This is a genomic window from Streptomyces sp. NPDC057253 (genome assembly GCF_042669125.1).
In the GTDB taxonomy this organism is placed as follows: domain Bacteria; phylum Actinomycetota; class Actinomycetes; order Streptomycetales; family Streptomycetaceae; genus Streptomyces.
The window spans coordinates 60,404-80,820 of the sequence record NZ_JBHUXV010000029.1; the positions used below are offsets into that span (position 1 = coordinate 60,404).

A 20,417-nucleotide genomic window follows, 5' to 3' on the forward strand; every position below is an offset into this window, starting at 1 on the left:
GTCCCGGCCCTCACAACAGCGTCAGGTCCACCGACTCCGCGAGCGCCGCCAGCCCGGCGTCTCCCGGATGCAGACGGTCCCCGCTGTCGTAGTCGGCCCGCATGCGCTCGGGGCGGGCCGGGTCACGCACCACGCTGTCGAAGTCCAGGACGCCGTCGAACACCCCGGCGTCCCGGATCCAGGCGTTGACCGCGACCCGCTCGGCGTCGACGGCGGCCGTGCACCGCGCCTCGCCCCCGCAGGGCAGGATCGTCGCCCCGAGCATCCGCAGCCCGCGCGCGTGCCCCCGCTCCGCGAGCTCCCGCAGCCCGGCCACGACCTCCCGCGCCGACGCCCCCGACCGCAGGTCGTTGACCCCCTCGAACACCACGGCGGTACGCACCGACGCCTGGGCGAGCACATCCCGGTCGAACCGGCTGAGGGCGCTCACCCCTTGGGTGACCGTGGAGACCCCGTCACCGGGATACCCGTCGAAGACCACACGGCTCCCGGAGATCCCCTGGTTGAGCATCCCATAGTGCGGCACCACACCTTGGGCGCGCAGCCGTGCGGCCAGCACATCCGGCCAGCGCCGGTTGGCGTCCGTGGTGGACCTGGTCCCGTCCGTGATCGAGTCCCCGAGCACCACCACGGACCCCGGCCCACCGCCCACGTCCACACCGGTCAGCAGCGGCCGGGTGGTGAGGATCGAGGTGTACGCCGCCGCCGAGCCGTCGGCCGTGTGGTCACCGGTCCCGCTCACGTACGACCGCTGCGCCCCGAGCCTGTGCAGCGGAGCCGCCGCCACCGTCCCCGGCAGATGGAAGCTCACCAGCAGATCGGCGCCCGCGGGCACCTCGAAGCCGAGGGGATCGCTGAACGCCTGTGCCCCGGCCGGGATCTCGACCCCGCGTGCCCCGGCGAAGCCCACCGCAACCGGTGTCCCGCGCGCCGCCGCACCCGCCTCCCGCACCGCCACACTCGCGCCGCCGATCCGCACCGGCGCCGCCGCGAAGGTGTTGTCGAACCGCAGCCGCACCCGGGGCCCGCCCACCGAGGTGTGCACCACGAGCCTGAGCGTCCGGTCGGTCCACGGACCCACGGCCAGGAAGCCGGAGGTCGCCGCCGCCCAACTCCCGCTCCAGCCCAGGGCCTTGGCCCGCACGGCGAGCGCGAACACATGCATGCCGGGCGCGTGCGGCAGCCGTACCGAAGCCACCTCGCGGTTCGGCGCCAGCGGCACTGTCACGACGTACAGCCGTGCCTTCTCGGTGAGTTGACCCTCGGGGGTGTTCACGTGCGGCAGTGCGACCGCCTTCGTGGCGAGGGGGCCGCGCCGCCAGTCGGGGACCGACAGCCGGTAGGCCGAGCCGCTGCCGTCGGCGTAGGTCACCGAGCCCGAGCCCTCGACGGGTCGACCCAGGGTGCCCGTGGCCAGAAAGGCGAGGGCGTTCCCGCGGCCGCGCACGCGGACGTCCTGCCCGGCGGCCCGGACATGGTCGGGAGCACCGGCCCGCCGGTCGGGCCAAGTCAGCCTGGCCGCCTGCACGGTGAGGGTGCGGCCGGGGGTCCAGCCGGCGGCGGCGAGGTCCTGCGCGGAGAGGGAGGCGCCCGACCCGTCGAGGTCCGCCTCGCCGGGCCGGGCGTCGTCGCTGACGGCGGTGCTGTCGAAGAGCCGCTCCAGAGGCAGCGGCACCGACCTCTCCCGCAGGACCGGTTCCGCCCCCACGGCCCGGCCCGCCGGCGCGAGGGCCGCGAGCAGAGCGAGAACCACAGCACCACCACGAACACCTCGGTGCACAGCCGGCTCCTTCTGCTCGCACGGCACAAAAAACGCATCGCGAAACTAGGGAGACATCCGTGGCAGGTCAACGCGCCATGCGCGAACTCGACCCGAAACGGCGGACCGCGCGCCTGTGGTGCACGCGGCCGGGTGAGTGACACGCTGGGCGTATGAAGATCCCTTTTCTGGGCGGCCGGAGTGACAAGCCCGGGACCCGCGACGCCGAGGGCATCGCCGAACTCCTCGCCGAGTGCGAGCTGCTGCGCTCCCACGCCTCCCGGTCGGGCGTCGAACTCGACGACACGGAGGCCTCGTTGGAGGCGCTCGACCAGTTGGTGCCCGGCTGGCGCGACGACGAGGAGGTCCTGCTCTGGCTGGGCAACGACGCCGGGCTCTATCTCGGCACGGTCATCGTGCGGACCGTCCCGGGGGCGGCCTGGGATCTGCGCTCGGACGGACAGCCCGTGATCCGGCTGGAATCCGGCCGTGAGTTCGATGTCGTGGCCGCCGGTCACGAGTGGGCCGGCAGCGGGGTGCCCGAGCTCTCGCAGCTCTACGCGGAGGTCGCCGAGGAGTGAATCCATGGCCGTAAGTACGGCGTAAATACGGCTAATGACCGAAAAGTGCGTGTCGTTCTTTATGTGCGATCTTGCCTCGATAGGTTGCGGCAACCACGACACAGCTGAGAGTGAGTAGGGCTGGGCATGGCCGTCGTCGATCCGTTGATCGAACTGCGTGACGTCAACAAGTACTACGGGGAGCTGCATGTCCTGCAGGACATCAACCTCACCGTCGGCAAGGGGGAGGTGGTCGTGGTCATCGGCCCTTCGGGGTCGGGCAAGTCCACGCTCTGCAGGACGATCAACCGCCTGGAGACCATCAAGTCCGGTTCCATCACGCTCGACGGGCAGCCGCTGCCCGCGGAGGGCAAGGCCCTCGCCAGGCTCCGTGCCGAGGTCGGCATGGTCTTCCAGTCCTTCAATCTGTTCGCCCACAAGACGGTCCTGCAGAACATCTCGCTGGGTCAGGTCAAGGTCCGGGGGCGCAAGAGGGAGCAGGCCGACCGGCGCTCCCGTGAACTCCTCGACCGGGTGGGCCTCGCCGACCAGGCCGACAAGTACCCCGCCCAGCTCTCCGGCGGCCAGCAGCAGCGTGTGGCCATCGCCCGCGCCCTCGCCATGGAGCCCAAGGCCCTGCTGTTCGACGAGCCGACCTCGGCCCTCGACCCGGAGATGATCAACGAGGTCCTGGAGGTCATGCGGCAACTGGCCCAGGAGGGCATGACCATGGTCGTCGTCACCCACGAGATGGGCTTCGCCCGTTCGGCCGCCAACCGCGTGGTGTTCATGGCGGACGGCCGCATCGTCGAGGACCGGGCGCCCGAGGACTTCTTCACCCACCCGGACAGCGAGCGTGCCAGGGACTTCCTCTCCAAGATCCTCAAGCACTGAGAGGGGCGACGGCCATGCTCGCGAGCCTCGACTACGATGGTCCGTTCACCCCCGCGGTGATGGCGTCCGGACCCCCAGGGACGCTGCTGCCGGGTGGGGGTCCCCCCACGGCCCTTGAACCGTAGGGGGCAGCAGTCACAGAGCCATACCCGCCCGGCGCCGGCCGGAGATCACTGCTCGCGCAGCGGAATCGACACGTACGACGGGTCGTTCGCCGGCGAGGAGAAGGTCAGCTGAGCGCCGGACGGGTTGTGCTCGATGTAGAGCGGGTCGACCGTGTCGACCACCAGGGCCAGACGATGCCCTGCCGGGACGTCGTAGGCCGTGGAGAACAGCTCCAGGTCGACGTCGAACGGCTTCCCGGGCGTCCGCCCGTGGAAGGTGTACGGCGCGTTGGAGACCAGCTTGCCGAGGCCGAGCGGCCCCACGTCGTACAGGTAGGCGACGAGGGTGCCGCTCTCCTTGGTCGGGGTGAGGGTGGTGTGCAACTCGGCGGTGCCGCGCACCCGTTGGGCGGTGGCGTACTTGCCCGACTGCCATACGGCGGCCCAGCGGCGGGGGAGCAGGGGGATCGAGGCGACCGGGGGAATCCGGGCGATCTGGTCGAGGATGCTGGACAGGAAGACGATCCCGCCGTCCGCGCCCGAGTCGACGTTGGTGTGGATCGTGGTGGTGCCCGACAGGGCGATCTTCTCCCGTGCGGCGCCGACGGACTTCCAGTCCGGGTAGCCCTCGTAGCCGTCCGTGGAACGGGACTTGAGCTGGACCGGCTCCTCGCGGTCGATCCCGTTGTCCTCGCCCTTGAGGTAGTGGTCGAACCACCGCCCGGTGTCGGTCCAGACGTCGTTGGGCAGTCCGAACAGCCCGGGGATCTCGGCGGTCGCGTGGTCGCCGGGCCTGAGCTCCAGTCTCTTCGGGCCGGTCAGCCTCTGGTAGAAGTCCGCGACCTGGTTGGGCGCGAAGACCGTGTCGCCCCACGCGTTGGCCAGCAGGACCGCCGTGCCGTTCTGGTTGAGCTGGTCCACGTAGGTGACGGCAGAACGTTTCTTCCCCCAATCGATCATCTCCTGCTCCTTCGACAGGTTCGACGCGTAGAAGTTGTCGAAGATCTGCCGGACCTCGGCGCTCTGGCGGCCGGTCACCAGGCTCGCGCCGTCCAGCACGGCACCGGCCTCGACGTGCTGGGTGCGCCCCGAGTAGATCGAGTCGATCAGGTCGGCCCAGCCGCTGAGCGAGGCGACCGCCTTGACGCGCTTGTCGTGCGCGGCGGCGATCAGGCTGATGCCGGCGCCGTACGAGACGCCCGCCATGCCGATGCGCCGGGCGTCGGAAGGGGTGTTGGCGAGCGCCCAGTCGATGACCTTGGACGCGTCCGCCGTGTCGGGCGGGCCCGCCACTTCTATCTCTCCGCCTGACTGCCAGAACCCGCGCACGTTGTAACTGACCACCACGTAACCGGAGTCGGCCAGCTTCTTGGCCTGGGCGAGGTACTCGACCTGGGGCAGGCCCCAACTGGTGGGCAGGACGAGCAGTGGGTAGCGCCGGGTGCCGTCGGCTCCGGCGGGCGTGAGGACGTTCGCCTTGAGGACGGTGCCGCCGTCGCCGGCGATGTCGACGAAGCGGACGGTGCCGGCCGCCTGGGCGCTGGGGGCGAGTCCGAGGGCGCCACCGGCGATCAGCGTCGCGCAGACGGCGCCCACGGTGGTCGTACGCAGGGCCTTGCGAGGGTGTCCCACGGGTCACTCCCTACTCGTGTCAGTGCAAAGTGACCAGACGGTAACCTCGACCGCTTACCGCAAGTAACCCGTCGGTAAGTTACGTGGGAGTAACGATTGTTGTCGTGTGAATGAATTCAGGACGCGCGGTGGGAGTTCCGTGCGGCCACCGGCAACGGTGTCTGGGCCGCGCGCGTCACGTCCGCGACCAGTTCGGCGACATCGGGGCCGTACGCCTGCGAGTTGACCACCTTCAGCAGCAGGACGAAGGAGCTGGTGCCGTACTTGCGGGACAGCCGCTCGTGGTTGCGGGCCAGGTAGCGGGTCGCGGCCTGGTTGGTGATCGCGGTCTGGCCGCAGAACAGGAAGACGGGCCTGCTCCGGCCGGGCTGGCCGGCGGTGAGGCGGGCGAGCAGGACGTACTCGGACACCCCCTTCTCCAGGAGGTAGCGCTCGCTGCCGATCTGGTACGTCATGCGGACCGGGCCGGATTCCGCCGGTTCGACCTTCACCAGCACCCCGGGAAGCATGGCGGCGATGTGCGCCATCATGCGCCGGTTCGACGTGGGACCGCCGACGCAGAACTCCGTGCGCTCCCCGAAGCCCTGCCGGGCCGCGTCCTGGGTGATCACCTCGGCGTTCGCGCCGCAGTCCTTGATGAGGGCGGAGAGTTCGAGCAGCGCGAACACGTCGTAGCGGTGCACCGAGAGATCGGTGCTGCCCGCGTCCCGGTTCACGACCAGCAGCGACTCGGAGTTGTCCGGCAGCCCGAAGAAGGCCTGCTTGCGGCGGAGTTTCCGCCTCCACAGGTACGTCCGGGCGAGCCAGCCGAGCGACGCGCTGATGCCCGCCGCCACCACGCCCAGGACGATGTTGCGCACGTCGTCTGTCATGGGCGCGCATGCTAGCGGGCCGACACGACTCCTACGTACCGGTGTTCGAAGTGTGGCATTCGCATGACACCTGTCCCGAAGAGGACTGTCGGGGCCACGGTGATGTGGTTACGCTGCGCGGACGGCCCTGACTGGAGGTACGGATGCGTCGCCCTGTCGCGCGGAAACTGTCGGTCCTGGCGGTCTCGGCCGCTGTGGTGTCGGTGGGGGCGGCAGCGCCGCCGCAGAGCACCTCGGCACCGCAGAAAGTGCCCGTCGCCGTCGGCTACGGGGGTGCCGTCTCCAGCGTCGACGCGGACGCCTCCGCCGCCGGCATCGAAGTCCTCAGGAAGGGCGGCAACGCGGTCGACGCGGCCGTCGCCACCGCCGCCGCGCTCGGCGTCACCGAGCCCTACTCCTCCGGCATCGGCGGGGGCGGCTACTTCGTCTACTACGACGCCAAGTCCCGTACGGTCCACACCATCGACGGCCGAGAGACGGCACCGCTGAGCGCCGACTCCAACCTGTTCGTGGAGAACGGCAAGCCGCTCGCCTTCGCCGACGCCGTCAGCAGCGGACTGAGCGTCGGGACCCCGGGCACCCCGGCCACCTGGGCCACGGCGCTCGGCCGGTGGGGCAGCAGATCCCTCGGCACCGTCCTCAAGCCCGCAGAGCGGATCGCGCGGGACGGGTTCGTGGTGGACGACACCTTCCGCACGCAGACCGCCTCCAACGAGACGCGGTTCCGGTACTTCCCCGACACAGCGAAGCTCTTCCTGCCGGGCGGTCAACTGCCGGTCGTGGGCTCGACCTTCAAGAACCCCGACCTCGCCCGCACCTACGCGGAGCTGGGGCGCAAGGGCGTCGACACGCTCTACCGGGGCGACCTCGGCGACGACATCGTCGACACCGTGAACCACCCTCCGGTGGACCCGGCCTCGGGCTGGAACGCCCGTCCCGGGGACCTGACCGAGAAGGACCTCGCCGCCTACCGGGCCAAGCTCCAGAAGCCGACCAAGACCTCCTACCGCGGGCTCGGCGTCTACTCCATCGCGCCCTCCTCCTCCGGCGGCACGACGGTCGGTGAGGCTCTCAACATCCTTGAGCACACCGACCTTTCGAAGGCCAGTGAGGTGCAGTACCTGCACCACTTCATCGAGGCGAGCCGGATCTCCTTCGCGGACCGGGGGCGCTGGGTCGGCGACCCCGCCTTCGAGGACGTACCGACGAAGGGGCTGCTGTCGAAGAAGTTCGCCGATTCGCGGGCCTGCCTGATCAAGGACGACGCGGTGCTGACGAGTCCGCTGGCGCCCGGGGACCCGCGGAATCCCGGGGCCTGCGCGAACAGTGGGACGGCGGCTCCGACGACGTACGAGGGCGAGAACACCACGCATCTGACGGTGGCCGACAAGTGGGGGAACGTCGTCTCCTACACGCTGACCATCGAGCAGACCGGCGGCAGCGCGATCACCGTGCCCGGACGCGGCTTCATCCTCAACAACGAGCTGACGGACTTCTCCTTCGCGCCGGCGAACCCCGCGGTGCACGACCCGAACCTGCCCGGTCCCGGCAAGCGGCCGCGGTCCTCCATCTCGCCGACGATCGTGCTCGACCGGCAGAACAAGCCGGTGGTGGCGCTGGGTTCGCCCGGTGGGGCGACCATCATCACCACCGTGCTTCAGGTGCTGACGGAGTTCGTGGACCGGGGGCTGCCGTTGGTGGACGCGATCGCCGCGCCCCGGGCGAGCCAGCGGAACGCCGCGCAGACGGAGTTGGAGCCGGCGTTGTACAGCAGTGGGACGCGGTCCCAACTGGAGGCCATCGGGCATTCGTTCAAGCTGAATCCGGAGATCGGGGCCGCTACGGGTGTGCAGCGGTTGCCTGGTGGGAAGTGGCTGGCGGCTGCTGAGACTGTTCGGCGGGGTGGGGGGTCTGCGCAAGTGGTGTATCCCGCGCCGTAGTTGTCTGCCCCTAGGGAGTCGCGGTGAATGTCAGTCCATCTGGTCCCGTGTCCACCGTCACCTGGTCGCCGTCCTTGATCGTGCCGTTCAGGAGCAGGCGGGACAGTTGGTTGTCCACCTCCCGCTGGATCGTGCGGCGCAACGGGCGGGCGCCGTACTCCGGTTGGTAGCCGCGTTCCGCGAGCCAGTCCACCGCGCTGTCCGTGAAGGTGACCTCGACGCCCTGGGCCCGGAGCAGGCGGCGGGTGCTCTGGAGCAACAGCTCGGTGATCTGGCGCAGTTGCTCGCCGGTGAGCTGGCGGAAGACGACGATCTCGTCGATGCGGTTCAGGAACTCGGGGCGGAAGTGGTCCCGCAGGGGGCGCAGGATCTGTTCCCGGCGGGCCTCCTCGTCCGCGTCGGATCCGCCCGACCCGAAGCCGATGCCCGCGCCCCTGCGGGTGATCGCCTCCGAGCCCAGGTTGCTGGTCATGACGATGACCGTGTTGGTGAAGTCGACCGTGCGGCCCTGGGAGTCGGTGAGGCGGCCGTCGTCGAGGACCTGGAGGAGGATGTTGAAGACGTCCGGGTGGGCCTTCTCCACCTCGTCCAGGAGGAGCAGCGAGTACGGGTGCCTGCGGACGACCTCCGTCAGCTGGCCCGCCTCCTCGTGGCCCACGTAGCCGGGCGGGGCGCCGATCAGACGGCTCACGGTGTGGCGCTCCTGGTACTCGCTCATGTCGAGGCGGACCATGCGCTCCTCGCTGCCGAACAGTGACTCGGCCAGGGCGCGGGCCAGTTCGGTCTTGCCGACGCCGGTCGGGCCGAGGAAGAGGAAGCTGCCGATCGGGCGGTCCGGGCTCGCGAGGCCCGCGCGGGAGCGCAGGACCGCGTCCGAGACGACCCGTACGGCCTCGTCCTGGCCGACCACCCGCTCGTGCAGGTGCTGCTCCAGGCCGAGCAGGCGGTCCTTCTCCTCCTCGGTGAGGCTGCTGACCGGGATGCCGGTGAGCCGGGACACCACCTCGGCGATGGCCTCCACGGTGACCTCCAGGTGCTGGCCCTCGTCGGCCTCGGCGCCCCCGGTGGCCTCGGCGATCCGCTGCTTCAACTCCGTGATCCGGTCCCGCAGTCGAGTGGCCTGCTCGTACTGCTCGTCGGTGACCGCCTGGTCCTTGTCCCGGGCGAGCTGCTCGACCTCGCGCTCCAGGGCCCGTACGTCCGTGCCCTTGGTGCGCGCGCGAAGGCGTACCCGTGCGCCCGCCTGGTCGATGAGGTCGATCGCCTTGTCCGGCAGCCGGCGGTCGGTGAGGTAGCGGTCGGAGAGCTCGACGGCCGCCACCAGCGCCTCGTCGGTGTAGCGGACCTGGTGGTGGGCCTCGTAGCGGTCGCTGAGGCCGCGCAGGATCTCGATGGCGTCCGCCACCGTGGGCTCCGGGACCAGGATGGGCTGGAAGCGGCGGGCCAGGGCCGCGTCCCTCTCGATCCTGCGGAACTCCTCCAGCGTGGTCGCGCCCACGATGTGCAGCTCGCCGCGGGCCAGGGCGGGCTTGAGGATGTTCCCGGCGTCCATGGAGCCGCCCTCGCCGCCCCCGCCGGCCCCGACGACGGTGTGCAGTTCGTCGATGAAGACGATCAGCCGGTCGGAGTTCTCGCGGATCTCGCCCACGATGTTCGTCAGGCGCTCCTCGAAGTCGCCCCGGTAGCGGGTGCCCGCGACCACGCCGGTCAGGTCGAGGGCGAAGACCCGGCGCCCGGTCAGTACGTCGGGCACGTCCCCGTCCACGATCCGCTGGGCCAGACCCTCCACGATGGCGGTCTTGCCGACGCCCGCGTCCCCGATGAGCACCGGGTTGTTCTTGCCGCGCCGGGACAGGACCTCGATGGTCTGCTCGATCTCGTCGTCCCGGCCGATCACCGGGTCGATACGGCCCTGGCGGGCCAGGTCGGTGAGGTCGCGGCCGTACTTGTCGAGGGTCGGGGTGGTCGTGGCGCGCTGTGCCTCGGTGCGGGGCTGGCCAGCGTCCGGGGACGCCTCGGGAGGCAGACCGGTGGAGGCGAAACGGGCCGAGTTGAGGATGTGCCCGGCCGCCGAGTCCGGGTTCGCGGCCAGGGCGCTCAGCACGTGCTCCGGGCCGATGTAACCGGCGCCCCGGGCCCGGGCCAGCTCGTGCGCGTCCAGCAGGGCCCGCTTGGCGGCCGGGGTCAGCGACAGCGAGGTCGGCGGCGGGGCCTCCTCCGGCTGGTGCTGGACCGGGCCGGAGCGTTCGTCGATCTCCGAGGCGAGCGAGTCGGGATCGGCACCCGCCCGGGTCAGCAGGGACCGGGTCGGCTCGGCGGCGAGCGCGGCCCGCAGCAGATGCTGGGTGTCCAGGTCCCGGCTGCCGTGCTCGGCGGCGTACTGGGCCGCCCCCCGCACCAGCTCCCGGGCCGGCTGGCTCAGCAGCTGGCCGATGTTGATCTGCCGCGGACCGGGACGTGGTCCGCCGAAGAAACGGGCGAGGAACTCTCCGAAGGCGTCATAGCCTTCCGGTCCGCTGAATCCGCTGGTCATGGCGTTCCCATCCGGCATCCCCATGGGGGTCCCCCCGAGCCGAGCCCGTCCGAGGATGGGGGGAGGGCCGGGGACGCCCTCGCTGATCGACGTGCCGGGGTCGGGTAACCCGGGTGCCAGCCGGTTACACCTTCGCACGGATGGGAGAGTGGGGCACGTCCAGTGGTCGTACCAGAACGGCAGTTCACAGGCCCGGTCCGAGGATCCGGGTGCGCGCCTCGTCCGGGGACGCACGCCGACTCAGCGGGCGGTCAGGACGCGTGGCCCGGTGTCCGTGACGGCGACCGTGTGCTCGACGTGCGCGGCCCGCGAGCCGTCGTTCGTCTTCAGCGTCCAGCCGTCCGGCGCCGCGTGGTACGCGTCGGTGCCGCCGGCGATGAGCATCGGCTCCAGCGCGAGCACCATGCCGTGCCGCAGGGCCAGACCCCGCCCCGGGCGCCCCTCGTTGGGGACCGGCGGGTCCTCGTGCATACGGCGGCCGATGCCGTGGCCGCCGAAGTCGTCCATGATGCCGTAGCCCCCGGCGCGGCACACCGTGCCGATCGCGTGCGCGATGTCCCCGATGCGGTTGCCCACGACCGCGGCCTCGATCCCGGCTTCGAGGGCCCGCTCGGCGGTCTCGATCAGCCGTACGTCCTCGGGGCGCGGCCGGCCGACCGTGAAGCTGATCGCCGAGTCGCCCGCCCAGCCGCCGAGTTGGGCACCGCAGTCGATCGAGACGAGGTCGCCGTCGCGCAGTCGGTAGCCGGTCGGGATGCCGTGCACGATCGCGTCGTTCACGGAGGCGCAGATGACGGCGGGGAAGGGGGTGGTGGCGAAGGTGGGCCGGTAGCCGAGGAAGGGCGAGGACGCCCCGGCCCCGCGCAGCACCCCGCGCGCCACCTCGTCCAGCTCCAGCAGGGATACGCCCACGTCAGCGGCCTGCTCCACGGCTGTCAGGGCACGCCCGACGACCTGTCCCGCCTCGTACATGGCATCCATCGATGTGTCCGTCTTCAGTTCCACCATGCCAATTACTATACCGGTATTAGAATGGGGGCATGGTGCGCACCCCTCTCACTCCCGAAGAACGCGAACGCGGCGAGCGGCTCGGCCGGCTGCTGCGCGAGGCGCGTGGCAGCCGCAGCATGACCGAGGTCGCCGCGAGCGCCGGAATCTCCGCGGAGACCCTCCGGAAGATCGAGACCGGACGGGCGCCGACCCCGGCGTTCTTCACGGTCGCCGCGCTCGCCCGGGCGCTCGCGCTGTCGATGGACGAGTTGGCCGGACTGTGCGAGCCGGCGGGCGTGTGAGGGGAGTTCGGCCAGTGGCCGAGGGTGCGTCAGGAGACTGCTGCTGCGCCTTTGAAAACTTGCCGTAGCCCGTTCGTAACACTGCTGGTGTTGCCTTACGGACCGGAGTGCTCCGGTCTAACGGGAGTTGAGCGATGGCAGTGGATCAACTCCCGGGTCAGGTGCGGGAGTTCGTGGCCTACCTGGACGCTGTGCTGGCGCGTCTTGACCAGGGCGCCGGCTGGTGCGCGGTGTTCTGGCAGCGCGATCCCGACGGTATGCAAGCGTGCCTGGACGGCCGGGAGATCCCGCCCTGGGACGTGGTGGAGGCGCTCCTCCAGGACCTCGCCATGGCGTACGGCCCCGAGGCGGCGCGGGCCGAGGCGGAGCGGGCCCGTCCGCTGCACGCCGCCGCGCAGACCGCCCACGACGCCCGTCCGGGCGGCCGGGACGCCCTCCGTGACCGCTTCGACGTCATGCTCCGCGAACAGCGCTATGCCGCGGAACGGCAGGCCCAACTGGGCCGCCTGCTCGCGGCGGCCACCACCCAGGAGCAGGCCGACGCCCTCCGCCTCGACCTCGCCTGGGCCCGCGACGACCACGAACGCGCGGTACGCCGCTGCGCCGAACTCCAGTCCCGTATGACCACGCTGGACCACCGCACGCTGGGCGACCGGGCCGGTGGGATCCGACGGGGGCGGGCGGAGGGCGAAGGAGCCTTCCGCCAGGGCCAGGCCGGGGACGCCGGGGCGTTCCGGGGGGCGTGCGAGGACGGAGGGCCCGGGGGTTGGGCCGACGGGCAGGTGCACGGCGGGTCGGGGGAGCGAGCCTGGGCCGACGGCGACGGGCAGGTGAGCGGGGGCGCCGGGACGGGCGAGCGTGAGGACGCGGGGCACGCGGGCGGCGGCTTCGTGGACGGCGGTCACGGGGGTGGCGCGCGCAGGGAGGGCGTCTTCGGGCGCCTGGGGCGCGGCGGCGGCCGAGCAGGCGGCGACCAGACGGACGCCGGTCACCCGGCACGCGCCCACGGTGCGGGGGACGGCCGTCCCGGCGACGCTCCCGGAGCCGGCTTCCCGGACATCCCCCAGCAGCGCGGCTCCACGTTCGCGGCGCCCACGGAGGCCGCCGGCACCGGCCACGCCCCACACCGCCCCGCCCCCACCCCGGCCACCGGACCGGGCCCCGCCGAGGGGAGCCACCCCGGGTACGGCCCACGGCCGACGGCACCCGACGAAGCCGTTCGCCCCGGGTACGGCCCGCAATCGGCGGCGCCCGATGAAGCCCTCCGTCCCGGATACGGCCCACGGCCGACGGCACCCGACGAAGCCGTCCGCCCCGGGTACGGCACCCACCAGCCCAGCGGGGTCGACGCCTTCGAGGCGCCGTACGACAGCCGGCAGGCGCCGACCGGGACCGCCCCCGACGGCGAGACCCCCCGGGCCGACACCCCCCGGCAGGCACCCCCTGCCGAGCAGCCGCAGGCCCCCGCCAAGCAGCGCAAGCGTCGCCGTGGCAGTGCCCGGTTCGCCGGGATGGAGGAGGCGGAGGCAGGGCCCGTCGTCGTACCCCCGACCGCCGTACCGGATCTGCCCACCGCGCCAGCCGCACAGGGCCGTACTCCGCGCGGCGCGCGGTTCGCCGGGGCGGCCGACGCAGCGGACGGGCCGCAGTCCGGGCCGACTCGGGCGCAGGGTGAGAAGAAGGGTGCCGAGGACGCGGCGCTGCGGGAGACCGCCGACACCGTCGCGACGCTGGTGCGGCTGCGCTCGGAGGGCCGTACCGGCGAGGCGCACGCCCTGCTCGTCGAGGTCGCCCACTGGCCCGCCGACCGTTTCCCGCTGCTCGCCGCGGAGCTCCAGCGCGCCGGGCTCGGCGCCGACTGGGCGACGCTGCTCTGGGAGGCGGCCTCGCTGCCCGCCGAGCGGCTGGTGGCCGCCGCGGACGCGCTGGTCGCGGCCGGGCGGAGCGCCGACGGGGAGCAGGTGCTCCGCCAGGGGGTCGCACGGCCGGCCGCGGAGATCGGCGCGGCCGTCCTCGCGCTGGTCGCCGAGGGGCGCCGCCGCGAGGTCTCCGCGCTCCTCGACGCGTACGTCCGCGTCCGCACCCCCGAGGAGGCCGCCCGCAGCGCCGAACCGGACCCGCGGACCCTCGTCCCGCTTCTCCTCGCGGCCGCGAAGACCGTCTCCCAGGAGCGGCACTGGGACCTGGTGCACGCCCTGCGGGTCGCCGGATTCTCCGCCTGACAGGTCCCCCACAAGCCCGTGACCGGGCACGACACTCCTCCACTGGAGTGTGAAACGTGATCGACTTCGCGGGTTAACGACGATGGTCTTGGCAAGCCTTCCCAGGAGGCTTACGTTCGTCCCTCTACGGTCTGATCTACGGGCGTAGAGGCTCTGACGACCCGCCGAAGGAGCAGCTCATGGCCAACGTCGTACGTGCCGCTCTGGTCCAGGCCACCTGGACCGGCGACACCGATTCCATGGTGGCGAAACACGAGGAGCACGCCCGCGAGGCGGCCCGACAGGGCGCGAAGATCATCGGGTTCCAGGAAGTGTTCAACGCGCCCTACTTCTGCCAGGTCCAGGAACCCGAGCACTACCGCTGGGCCGAGCCGGTGCCCGACGGCCCCACCACCACGCGCATGCAGGAACTCGCGCGCGAGACCGGCATGGTGATCGTGGTGCCGGTGTTCGAGGTCGAGCAGTCCGGCTTCTACTACAACACCGCGGTCGTCATCGACGCCGACGGCAGCGTCCTCGGCAAGTACCGCAAGCACCACATCCCACAGGTCAAGGGCTTCTGGGAGAAGTACTACTTCAAGCCCGGCAACCTCGGCTGGCCCGTCTTCGACACCGCCGTCGGCAAGGTCGGCGTCTACATCTGCTACGACCGCCACTTCCCGGAGGGCTGGCGGCAGCTCGGGCTCAACGGCGCCCAGCTCGTCTACAACCCGTCCGCCACGCACCGGGGCCTGTCCTCCTACCTGTGGCGCCTCGAGCAGCCCGCGGCCGCTGTTGCCAACGAGTACTTCATCGCCGCCATCAACCGGGTCGGCGTCGAGGAGTACGGCGACAACGACTTCTACGGCACGTCGTACTTCGTCGACCCGCGCGGCCAGTTCGTGGGGGAGACGGCGAGCGACAAGGAGGAGGAACTGGTCGTCCGCGACCTGGACTTCGGCCTCATCGAGGAAGTGCGCCAGCAGTGGGCCTTCTACCGCGACCGCCGCCCCGACGCCTACGAAGGGCTGGTGCAGCCGTGACCAAGGACCTGCTGGGACGCCACCGCGCCGTCCTGCCCGACTGGCTCGCCCTGTACTACGAGGAGCCGCTGGAGATCACGCACGGCGAGGGCCGGCACGTCTGGGACTCCGAGGGCAACAAGTACCTCGACTTCTTCGGCGGCATCCTCACCACGATGACCGCGCACGCGCTGCCCGAGATCACCAAGGCGGTGAGCGAACAGGCTGGGAGGATCATCCACTCGTCCACTCTGTACCTCAACCGGCCGATGGTGGAACTGGCCGAGAGGATCAGCCAGTTGTCCGGCATCCCGGACGCCCGGGTCTTCTTCACCACCTCCGGCACCGAGGCCAACGACACCGCCCTGCTGCTCGCCACGACCTACCGTCGCAGCAACACGATCCTGGCGATGCGCAACAGCTACCACGGCCGCTCCTTCAGCGCGGTCGGTATCACCGGCAACCGCGGCTGGTCACCCACCTCGCTGTCCCCGCTCCAGACGCTGTACGTCCACGGCGGCGTGCGCACCCGCGGCCCGTACGCCGCCCTGAGCGACGACGACTTCATCGCGGCCTGCGTCGAGGACCTCAAGGACCTCCTCGGCCACACCCGCCCGCCCGCCGCCCTCATCGCCGAGCCGATCCAGGGCGTCGGCGGCTTCACCTCCCCGCCCGACGGCCTCTACGCCGCTTTCCGCGAGGTGCTGCACGAGCGGGGCATCCTGTGGATCGCCGACGAGGTGCAGACCGGCTGGGGCCGCACCGGCGACCACTTCTGGGGCTGGCAGGCGCACGCGCAGTCCGGTCCGCCGGACATCCTCACCTTCGCCAAGGGCATCGGCAACGGCATGTCCATCGGCGGGGTGGTGGCCCGCGCCGAGATCATGAACTGCCTGGACTCCAACAGCATCTCCACCTTCGGCGGCACCCAGATCACCATGGCGGCCGGCCTCGCGAACCTGTCGTACCTCCTGGAACACGACCTCCAGGGCAACGCCCGGCGGGTCGGCGGACTGCTCATCGAGCGGCTGCGGGCCGTCGCCGCGCAGGTCCCGGGCGTACGGGAGGTGCGGGGGCGCGGGCTGATGCTCGGCGTCGAGCTGGTGAAGCCCGGCACCGACGAGGCCGATCCGCAGGCCGCGGCCGCCGTGCTGGAGGCCGCCCGCGCCGAGGGGCTTCTGCTCGGCAAGGGCGGCGGGCACAACACCAGCGCCCTCAGGATCGCCCCGCCGCTCTCCCTGACCGTCGCGGAGGCCGAAGAGGGCGCCGCGATCCTCGAACACGCTCTGAGGAGCACCATCCAGTAGGTCCACAGCAAGGGAACACCGTCATGAGCGCCACCTTGGAGCCCCTGGAGCCTCTGGAGTCCTCGGAGCCGACCCTCTCGGTCCGCCAGGTCCTCATGCTGGAGCGGGTCCTCGCCGGGGAGCCCGAGGTGGTGGCCGGTGCCGGGCAGCTCGACCGGGCCGTGCGCTGGGTGCACGTGGCCGAGGCCGCCGACGTCGGAGTGATGCTCAGCGGCGGCGAGATGGTCCTCACCACCGGAGTGCTGCTCGCCGGCGACGAGGACAAGCAGGCCGAGTACATCCAGTCCCTGCACCGCGCGGAGGCCGCGGCCGTGGTCCTCGGACTCGGCCGCGCCTTCCCGGCCCCGCCGGACGTGATGCGGCGGGCCGCCGAGCGCTGCGGACTGCCCATGGTGGTCCTCCACCGGCCCTTCCCCTTCGCGGAGTTGACGGAGGAGGTCCAGGCCCGGCTGGTGCGGCGGAAGTTCGCCGCCGTCAGCATGTCCGAGGCCGTCCGCACCGCCCTGACCGGACTCATCACCGCGGGCGCCCCGCTCCAGCACCTGCTGGACGAGATCGCCCACCACAGCGGCTGCCCCGTCGTCGTCACCAACCTCGCCCACCGCGTCCTCGCCACCGCGGGGGAGCGCTCGGCGGTCGACGACGTGCTGCGCGACTGGGAGCGCATCGCCCGCCAGGCCGGGGGCAGCGCGGGCGACGGCTGGATCCGCGCCGAACTCGGCGGGCGCGGGGAACGCTGGGGCCAGATCATGCTGTGCGGCTACCGCGGCGACACCGCCACCGGGCGGCTGCTCGCCGACCGCGCCGCCGAGTCCCTCGTCCTGCACCGCATGCTCGGCGGCACCTCCGCGCACACCTGGGAGGAACAGTCCGCGCAGAGCCTGCTCACCGACCTGGTCAGCGGGGTCGTACCGGCGCGGCAGCTGCTGCCCCGCGCGCGGGCGGCCGGACTGCCGGTCAACCGCCGCACCTTCGTACCGCTCGTCGTACGGGACGGCGATCCGGCCGAACTCGACCGCGTGCTACGGCTGTTGGGGCTGCCCGGGATCGTCGCCGAGCTCGCCGACGGCGCCACCGCCGTGCTGCTCAGCCTGGCCCGGGACCAGGACGCCACCGTCCTCACGGCGAACTTCGCGGCCCGGCTCACCGGATCGGTCGTGGCGGCGGCCGATCCCCGTACCGCGTGGGACGACGTGCCCGCCGGTATGCGCGAGGCCCGGCACGTGGCCGATGCCGTGGCGTCCGGGGCGCTGGACCTCCCGGCCGTCGTACGCCTCAAGGACGTCCATCTGCGGGGCCTGATCAGGCTGTTGCGGGACGACCCGCATGTGCAGTCCTTCGCGGAGCGGGAGCTGGACGGGCTGCTGTGCGACGCGGGCTCCGGTGCCGCGGACGATCTGCTCGCCGTGCTGCGCACCTATCTCGCCACCGGCCGCAACAAGTCCCGCACCGCCCAGCTCCACCACGTCTCGCGTCCCGCGCTCTACCGGCGGCTGGAGGCGATACAGGGTCGGCTCGGTGTCGACCTCGACGACTTCGAGCAGGCCGCGTCGGTGCACATCGCGCTCCTCGCGCACGACGCGCAACAGAGCTGAAACATGCCATGACCTGGGAAAACGGCGGTGAAACATGGGCTCGCGACAGGGTGACACGGTGGCACGCCACGCGCCCGCAGACGTGACACCGTGCAACTCAAAGCCGGTTTTCGGACTTCCTACTCTTCTGGGGCGGGCACCGGAAGTTCCGTCTGCCCCACGACGCCCGGCACGCCCTCTCGCCGCACCGCGCACAAGCCCACGTACAACCAGTACGAGGGCTTGTCCGCGGCACGCCGAGAGCACGCACCGGACGCCGCAGGGCCTGCCCTTCGGGCAGACGACGGAACTTCCGGCGCCCGCCCCAGCACACCGAGCGACCGGAGGTCCCGATGAGCAGAGTGATTCGTGCCGCCCTCTTCCAGACCGCGTGGACGGGCGACAAGGAGTCGATGATCCAAGTACACGAGCAGGCGGCCCGGGACGCGGCCGCGCAGGGTGCTCAGGTCCTGTGCTTCCAGGAGCTGTTCTACGGGCCGTACTTCTGCCAGGTCCAGGACAAGGCGTTCTACGAGTACGCCGAGCAGATCCCCGACGGGCCGATCGTCAAGCGATTCCAGGCGCTGGCCAAGGAGCTGGGCATCGTCCTGATCCTGCCGATGTACGAGGAGGAGCAGCCCGGCGTCCTCTACAACACCGCCGCGGTGATCGACGCGGACGGCTCGTACCTCGGCAAGTACCGCAAGCACCACATCCCCCAAGTGCCGGGATTCTGGGAGAAGTTCTACTTCCGCCCCGGCAATCTGGGATGGCCGATCTTCGACACCAAGGTCGGGAAGATCGGCGTGTACATCTGCTACGACCGCCACTTCCCGGAGGGCTGGCGGGCGTTGGGGCTCGCGGGCGCCGAGATCGTCTTCAACCCGTCGGCCACCTCGCGCGGACTGTCCGCCTACCTGTGGCAGCTGGAGCAGCCGGCCGCGGCGGTCGCCAACGAGTACTTCGTCGGCGCGATCAACCGGGTGGGCGTCGAGGAGCTGGGCGACAACGACTTCTACGGCACGACGTACTTCGTCGACCCGGAGGCGCAGTTCGTGGGCGAGGTGGCGAGCGACAAGGAGACCGAACTCGTCGTCCGCGACCTGGACCTGGCCAAGCTCCGCGAGGTCCGCGACCGCTGGCAGTTCTACCGCGACCGCCGCCCGGACGCGTACGAGCCGCTGACGGCACCGTAACAGCCGACGTCGGCACCCGCGCCCTGTTTTTAGGGGCGCGGGGCAGCGTCCATATGCGGCTCCGCCGCGTGGGCGCGACCAGCCACAGACGACCGCCACTTTCTTCGACAACCGAACGGAGCGTGAACCCATGGCCGGCCGTACCGTCATCAGCGGTGGACTCGTCATCACCGCGTCCGACGAGATCCACGCAGACGTGCTGATCGAGGACGGCCGCATCGCCGCCCTCGCCGTGCCCGGTACCCAGAGCTGGACCGCGGACCGCACGATCGACGCCACCGGAAAGTACGTCATCCCCGGCGGCGTCGACGCCCACACCCACATGGAGCTGCCCTTCGGCGGCACCTTCGCCTCCGACACCTTCGAGACCGGCACCCGGGCCGCCGCCTGGGGCGGCACGACGACCATCGTGGACTTCGCGGTGCAGAGCGTCGGCCACACCCTGCGCGAGGGCCTGGACGCCTGGCACGCCAAGGCCGAGGGCAACTGCGCCATCGACTACGGCTTCCACATGATCGTCTCCGATGTGAACCAGGAGACGCTCAAGGAGATGGACCTGCTGGTGGAGGAGGGAGTCACCTCCTTCAAGCAGTTCATGGCCTACCCCGGCGTCTTCTACTCCGATGACGGCCAGATCCTGCGCGCCATGCAGCGCTCCGCCGAGAACGGCGGCCTGATCATGATGCACGCGGAGAACGGCATCGCGATCGACGTCCTGGTCGAGCAGGCGCTGGCGCGCGGCGAGACCGACCCCCGCTACCACGGCGAGGTGCGCAAGGCGCTGCTGGAGGCCGAGGCCACCCACCGCGCCATCAAGCTCGCCCAGGTCGCGGGCGCCCCGCTCTACGTCGTGCACGTCTCGGCCATGGAGGCAGTGGCCGAGCTGGCACGCGCGCGTGACGAGGGGCTCAACGTCTTCGGTGAGACCTGTCCGCAGTACCTGTTCCTGTCCACGGACAACCTCGCCGAGCCGGACTTCGAGGGCTCGAAGTACGTGTGCTCGACGCCTCTGCGCCCCAAGGAGCACCAGGCCAAGCTGTGGCAGGGCCTGAGGACCAACGACCTCCAGGTCGTCTCCACCGACCACTGCCCCTTCTGTTTCGTGGGCCAGAAGGAGCTCGGCCGGGGCGACTTCTCGAAGATCCCCAACGGCCTGCCCGGCGTCGAGAACCGCATGGACCTGCTCCACCAGGCCGTCGTCGACGGGCACATCTCGCGGCGCCGCTGGATCGAGATCGCCTGCGCCACCCCGGCCCGGATGTTCGGCATGTACCCGAAGAAGGGCACCATCGCGCCGGGCGCCGACGCGGACGTCGTGATCTACGACCCGAACGCCGAGCAGATCGTCTCCGCCGAGACCCATCACATGAACGTCGACTACTCGGCGTACGAAGGAAAACGCCTCACGGGCCGGGTCGAGACGGTCCTCTCGCGCGGCGAACTCGTCATCACCGAGCGGGAGTACACCGGGCACGCCGGGCACGGCGCCTACACCCCCCGCTCCACCTGTCAGTACCTCAACTAGGAGTGG

Annotated in this window: 15 protein-coding genes; 10 read left to right on the top strand and 5 right to left on the bottom strand. The window is 71.2% G+C overall.

Annotation, left to right across the window (positions count from 1 at the left end; all coding sequences use genetic code 11):
* Positions 1 to 10 precede the first annotated feature (10 nt).
* Entirely contained in the window at positions 11 to 1,753 is a 1,743-nt protein-coding gene (locus ACFULQ_RS18335) for a GDSL-type esterase/lipase family protein (protein ID WP_383544840.1), read from the bottom strand.
* A gap of 179 nt (positions 1,754 to 1,932) precedes the next feature.
* On the opposite strand from ACFULQ_RS18335, the gene ACFULQ_RS18340 reads away from it, so the two are divergent.
* Positions 1,933 to 2,340, top strand: coding sequence for a DUF6278 family protein (locus tag ACFULQ_RS18340; protein ID WP_383544842.1), 408 nt, complete (start codon positions 1,933 to 1,935; stop codon positions 2,338 to 2,340).
* A 126-nt stretch (positions 2,341 to 2,466) separates the two neighbouring features.
* Entirely contained in the window at positions 2,467 to 3,213 is a 747-nt protein-coding gene (locus tag ACFULQ_RS18345; protein WP_383544845.1) for an amino acid ABC transporter ATP-binding protein, read from the top strand.
* 170 nt (positions 3,214 to 3,383) lie between these two features.
* Here the strand turns inward: ACFULQ_RS18345 and ACFULQ_RS18350 are convergent, their stop codons facing one another.
* Positions 3,384 to 4,949, bottom strand: a complete 1,566-nt coding sequence (locus ACFULQ_RS18350) for a CocE/NonD family hydrolase (protein WP_383544848.1) — start codon at positions 4,947 to 4,949, stop codon at positions 3,384 to 3,386.
* Between the two features lie 116 nt (positions 4,950 to 5,065).
* On the bottom strand, positions 5,066 to 5,821 hold the full coding sequence (locus ACFULQ_RS18355) for a hypothetical protein (RefSeq protein WP_383544850.1): 756 nt from the start codon (positions 5,819 to 5,821) through the stop codon (positions 5,066 to 5,068).
* Positions 5,822 to 5,964: 143 nt separating this feature from the next.
* On the opposite strand from ACFULQ_RS18355, the gene ggt reads away from it, so the two are divergent.
* Entirely contained in the window at positions 5,965 to 7,761 is a 1,797-nt protein-coding gene (gene ggt / locus ACFULQ_RS18360; protein WP_383544853.1) for a gamma-glutamyltransferase, read from the top strand.
* Positions 7,762 to 7,771: 10 nt separating this feature from the next.
* Here the strand turns inward: ggt and ACFULQ_RS18365 are convergent, their stop codons facing one another.
* Together ACFULQ_RS18365 and map are read right to left on the bottom strand one after the other, a co-directional pair.
* Entirely contained in the window at positions 7,772 to 10,294 is a 2,523-nt protein-coding gene (locus ACFULQ_RS18365; RefSeq protein ID WP_383544856.1) for an ATP-dependent Clp protease ATP-binding subunit, read from the bottom strand.
* Positions 10,295 to 10,534: 240 nt separating this feature from the next.
* Positions 10,535 to 11,302 (bottom strand): type I methionyl aminopeptidase, encoded by a 768-nt coding sequence (gene map / locus ACFULQ_RS18370; protein WP_383544859.1) that lies wholly within the window; start codon positions 11,300 to 11,302, stop codon positions 10,535 to 10,537.
* Between the two features lie 32 nt (positions 11,303 to 11,334).
* On the opposite strand from map, the gene ACFULQ_RS18375 reads away from it, so the two are divergent.
* The 7 genes from ACFULQ_RS18375 to hydA all read left to right on the top strand — a co-directional run bounded on the left by ACFULQ_RS18375 (position 11,335) and on the right by hydA (position 20,411).
* On the top strand, positions 11,335 to 11,586 hold the full coding sequence (locus tag ACFULQ_RS18375) for a multiprotein-bridging factor 1 family protein (RefSeq protein ID WP_383544862.1): 252 nt from the start codon (positions 11,335 to 11,337) through the stop codon (positions 11,584 to 11,586).
* 134 nt (positions 11,587 to 11,720) lie between these two features.
* Entirely contained in the window at positions 11,721 to 13,808 is a 2,088-nt protein-coding gene (locus ACFULQ_RS18380; RefSeq protein ID WP_383544864.1) for a hypothetical protein, read from the top strand.
* A gap of 179 nt (positions 13,809 to 13,987) precedes the next feature.
* Entirely contained in the window at positions 13,988 to 14,830 is an 843-nt protein-coding gene (locus ACFULQ_RS18385) for a nitrilase-related carbon-nitrogen hydrolase (RefSeq protein ID WP_383544866.1), read from the top strand.
* Positions 14,827 to 16,116 (top strand): aspartate aminotransferase family protein, encoded by a 1,290-nt coding sequence (locus tag ACFULQ_RS18390; protein ID WP_383544869.1) that lies wholly within the window; start codon positions 14,827 to 14,829, stop codon positions 16,114 to 16,116. Before ACFULQ_RS18385 ends, ACFULQ_RS18390 begins: the two co-directional genes overlap by 4 nt.
* 23 nt (positions 16,117 to 16,139) lie before the next feature.
* Positions 16,140 to 17,711 carry a PucR family transcriptional regulator gene (locus ACFULQ_RS18395; protein ID WP_383544872.1) on the top strand — a complete coding sequence of 524 codons (1,572 nt, stop codon included), beginning with the start codon at positions 16,140 to 16,142 and terminating at the stop codon, positions 17,709 to 17,711.
* Positions 17,712 to 18,043: 332 nt separating this feature from the next.
* Entirely contained in the window at positions 18,044 to 18,886 is an 843-nt protein-coding gene (locus ACFULQ_RS18400; RefSeq protein WP_383544874.1) for a nitrilase-related carbon-nitrogen hydrolase, read from the top strand.
* A 130-nt stretch (positions 18,887 to 19,016) separates the two neighbouring features.
* The gene (gene hydA / locus ACFULQ_RS18405; RefSeq protein WP_383544877.1) at positions 19,017 to 20,411 is read left to right on the top strand and encodes a dihydropyrimidinase; all 1,395 of its coding nucleotides are present in this window, start codon (positions 19,017 to 19,019) and stop codon (positions 20,409 to 20,411) included.
* Positions 20,412 to 20,417: the final 6 nt, after the last annotated feature.

Bases quoted from the DNA above. Each gene is read 5' to 3' on its own strand.
- ACFULQ_RS18395 (WP_383544872.1), top strand. From the start codon at position 16,140: ATGAGCGCCACCTTGGAGCCCCTGGAGCCTCTGGAGTCCTCGGAGCCG.
- ACFULQ_RS18400 (WP_383544874.1), top strand. From the start codon at position 18,044: ATGAGCAGAGTGATTCGTGCCGCCCTCTTCCAGACCGCGTGGACGGGC.
- ACFULQ_RS18385 (WP_383544866.1), top strand. From the start codon at position 13,988: ATGGCCAACGTCGTACGTGCCGCTCTGGTCCAGGCCACCTGGACCGGC.
- ACFULQ_RS18340 (WP_383544842.1), top strand. From the start codon at position 1,933: ATGAAGATCCCTTTTCTGGGCGGCCGGAGTGACAAGCCCGGGACCCGC.
- ACFULQ_RS18365 (WP_383544856.1), bottom strand. From the start codon at position 10,294: ATGACCAGCGGATTCAGCGGACCGGAAGGCTATGACGCCTTCGGAGAG.
- ACFULQ_RS18355 (WP_383544850.1), bottom strand. From the start codon at position 5,821: ATGACAGACGACGTGCGCAACATCGTCCTGGGCGTGGTGGCGGCGGGC.
- ACFULQ_RS18345 (WP_383544845.1), top strand. From the start codon at position 2,467: ATGGCCGTCGTCGATCCGTTGATCGAACTGCGTGACGTCAACAAGTAC.
- ACFULQ_RS18380 (WP_383544864.1), top strand. From the start codon at position 11,721: ATGGCAGTGGATCAACTCCCGGGTCAGGTGCGGGAGTTCGTGGCCTAC.
- ACFULQ_RS18375 (WP_383544862.1), top strand. From the start codon at position 11,335: ATGGTGCGCACCCCTCTCACTCCCGAAGAACGCGAACGCGGCGAGCGG.
- ggt (WP_383544853.1), top strand. From the start codon at position 5,965: ATGCGTCGCCCTGTCGCGCGGAAACTGTCGGTCCTGGCGGTCTCGGCC.
- map (WP_383544859.1), bottom strand. From the start codon at position 11,302: ATGGTGGAACTGAAGACGGACACATCGATGGATGCCATGTACGAGGCG.
- hydA (WP_383544877.1), top strand. From the start codon at position 19,017: ATGGCCGGCCGTACCGTCATCAGCGGTGGACTCGTCATCACCGCGTCC.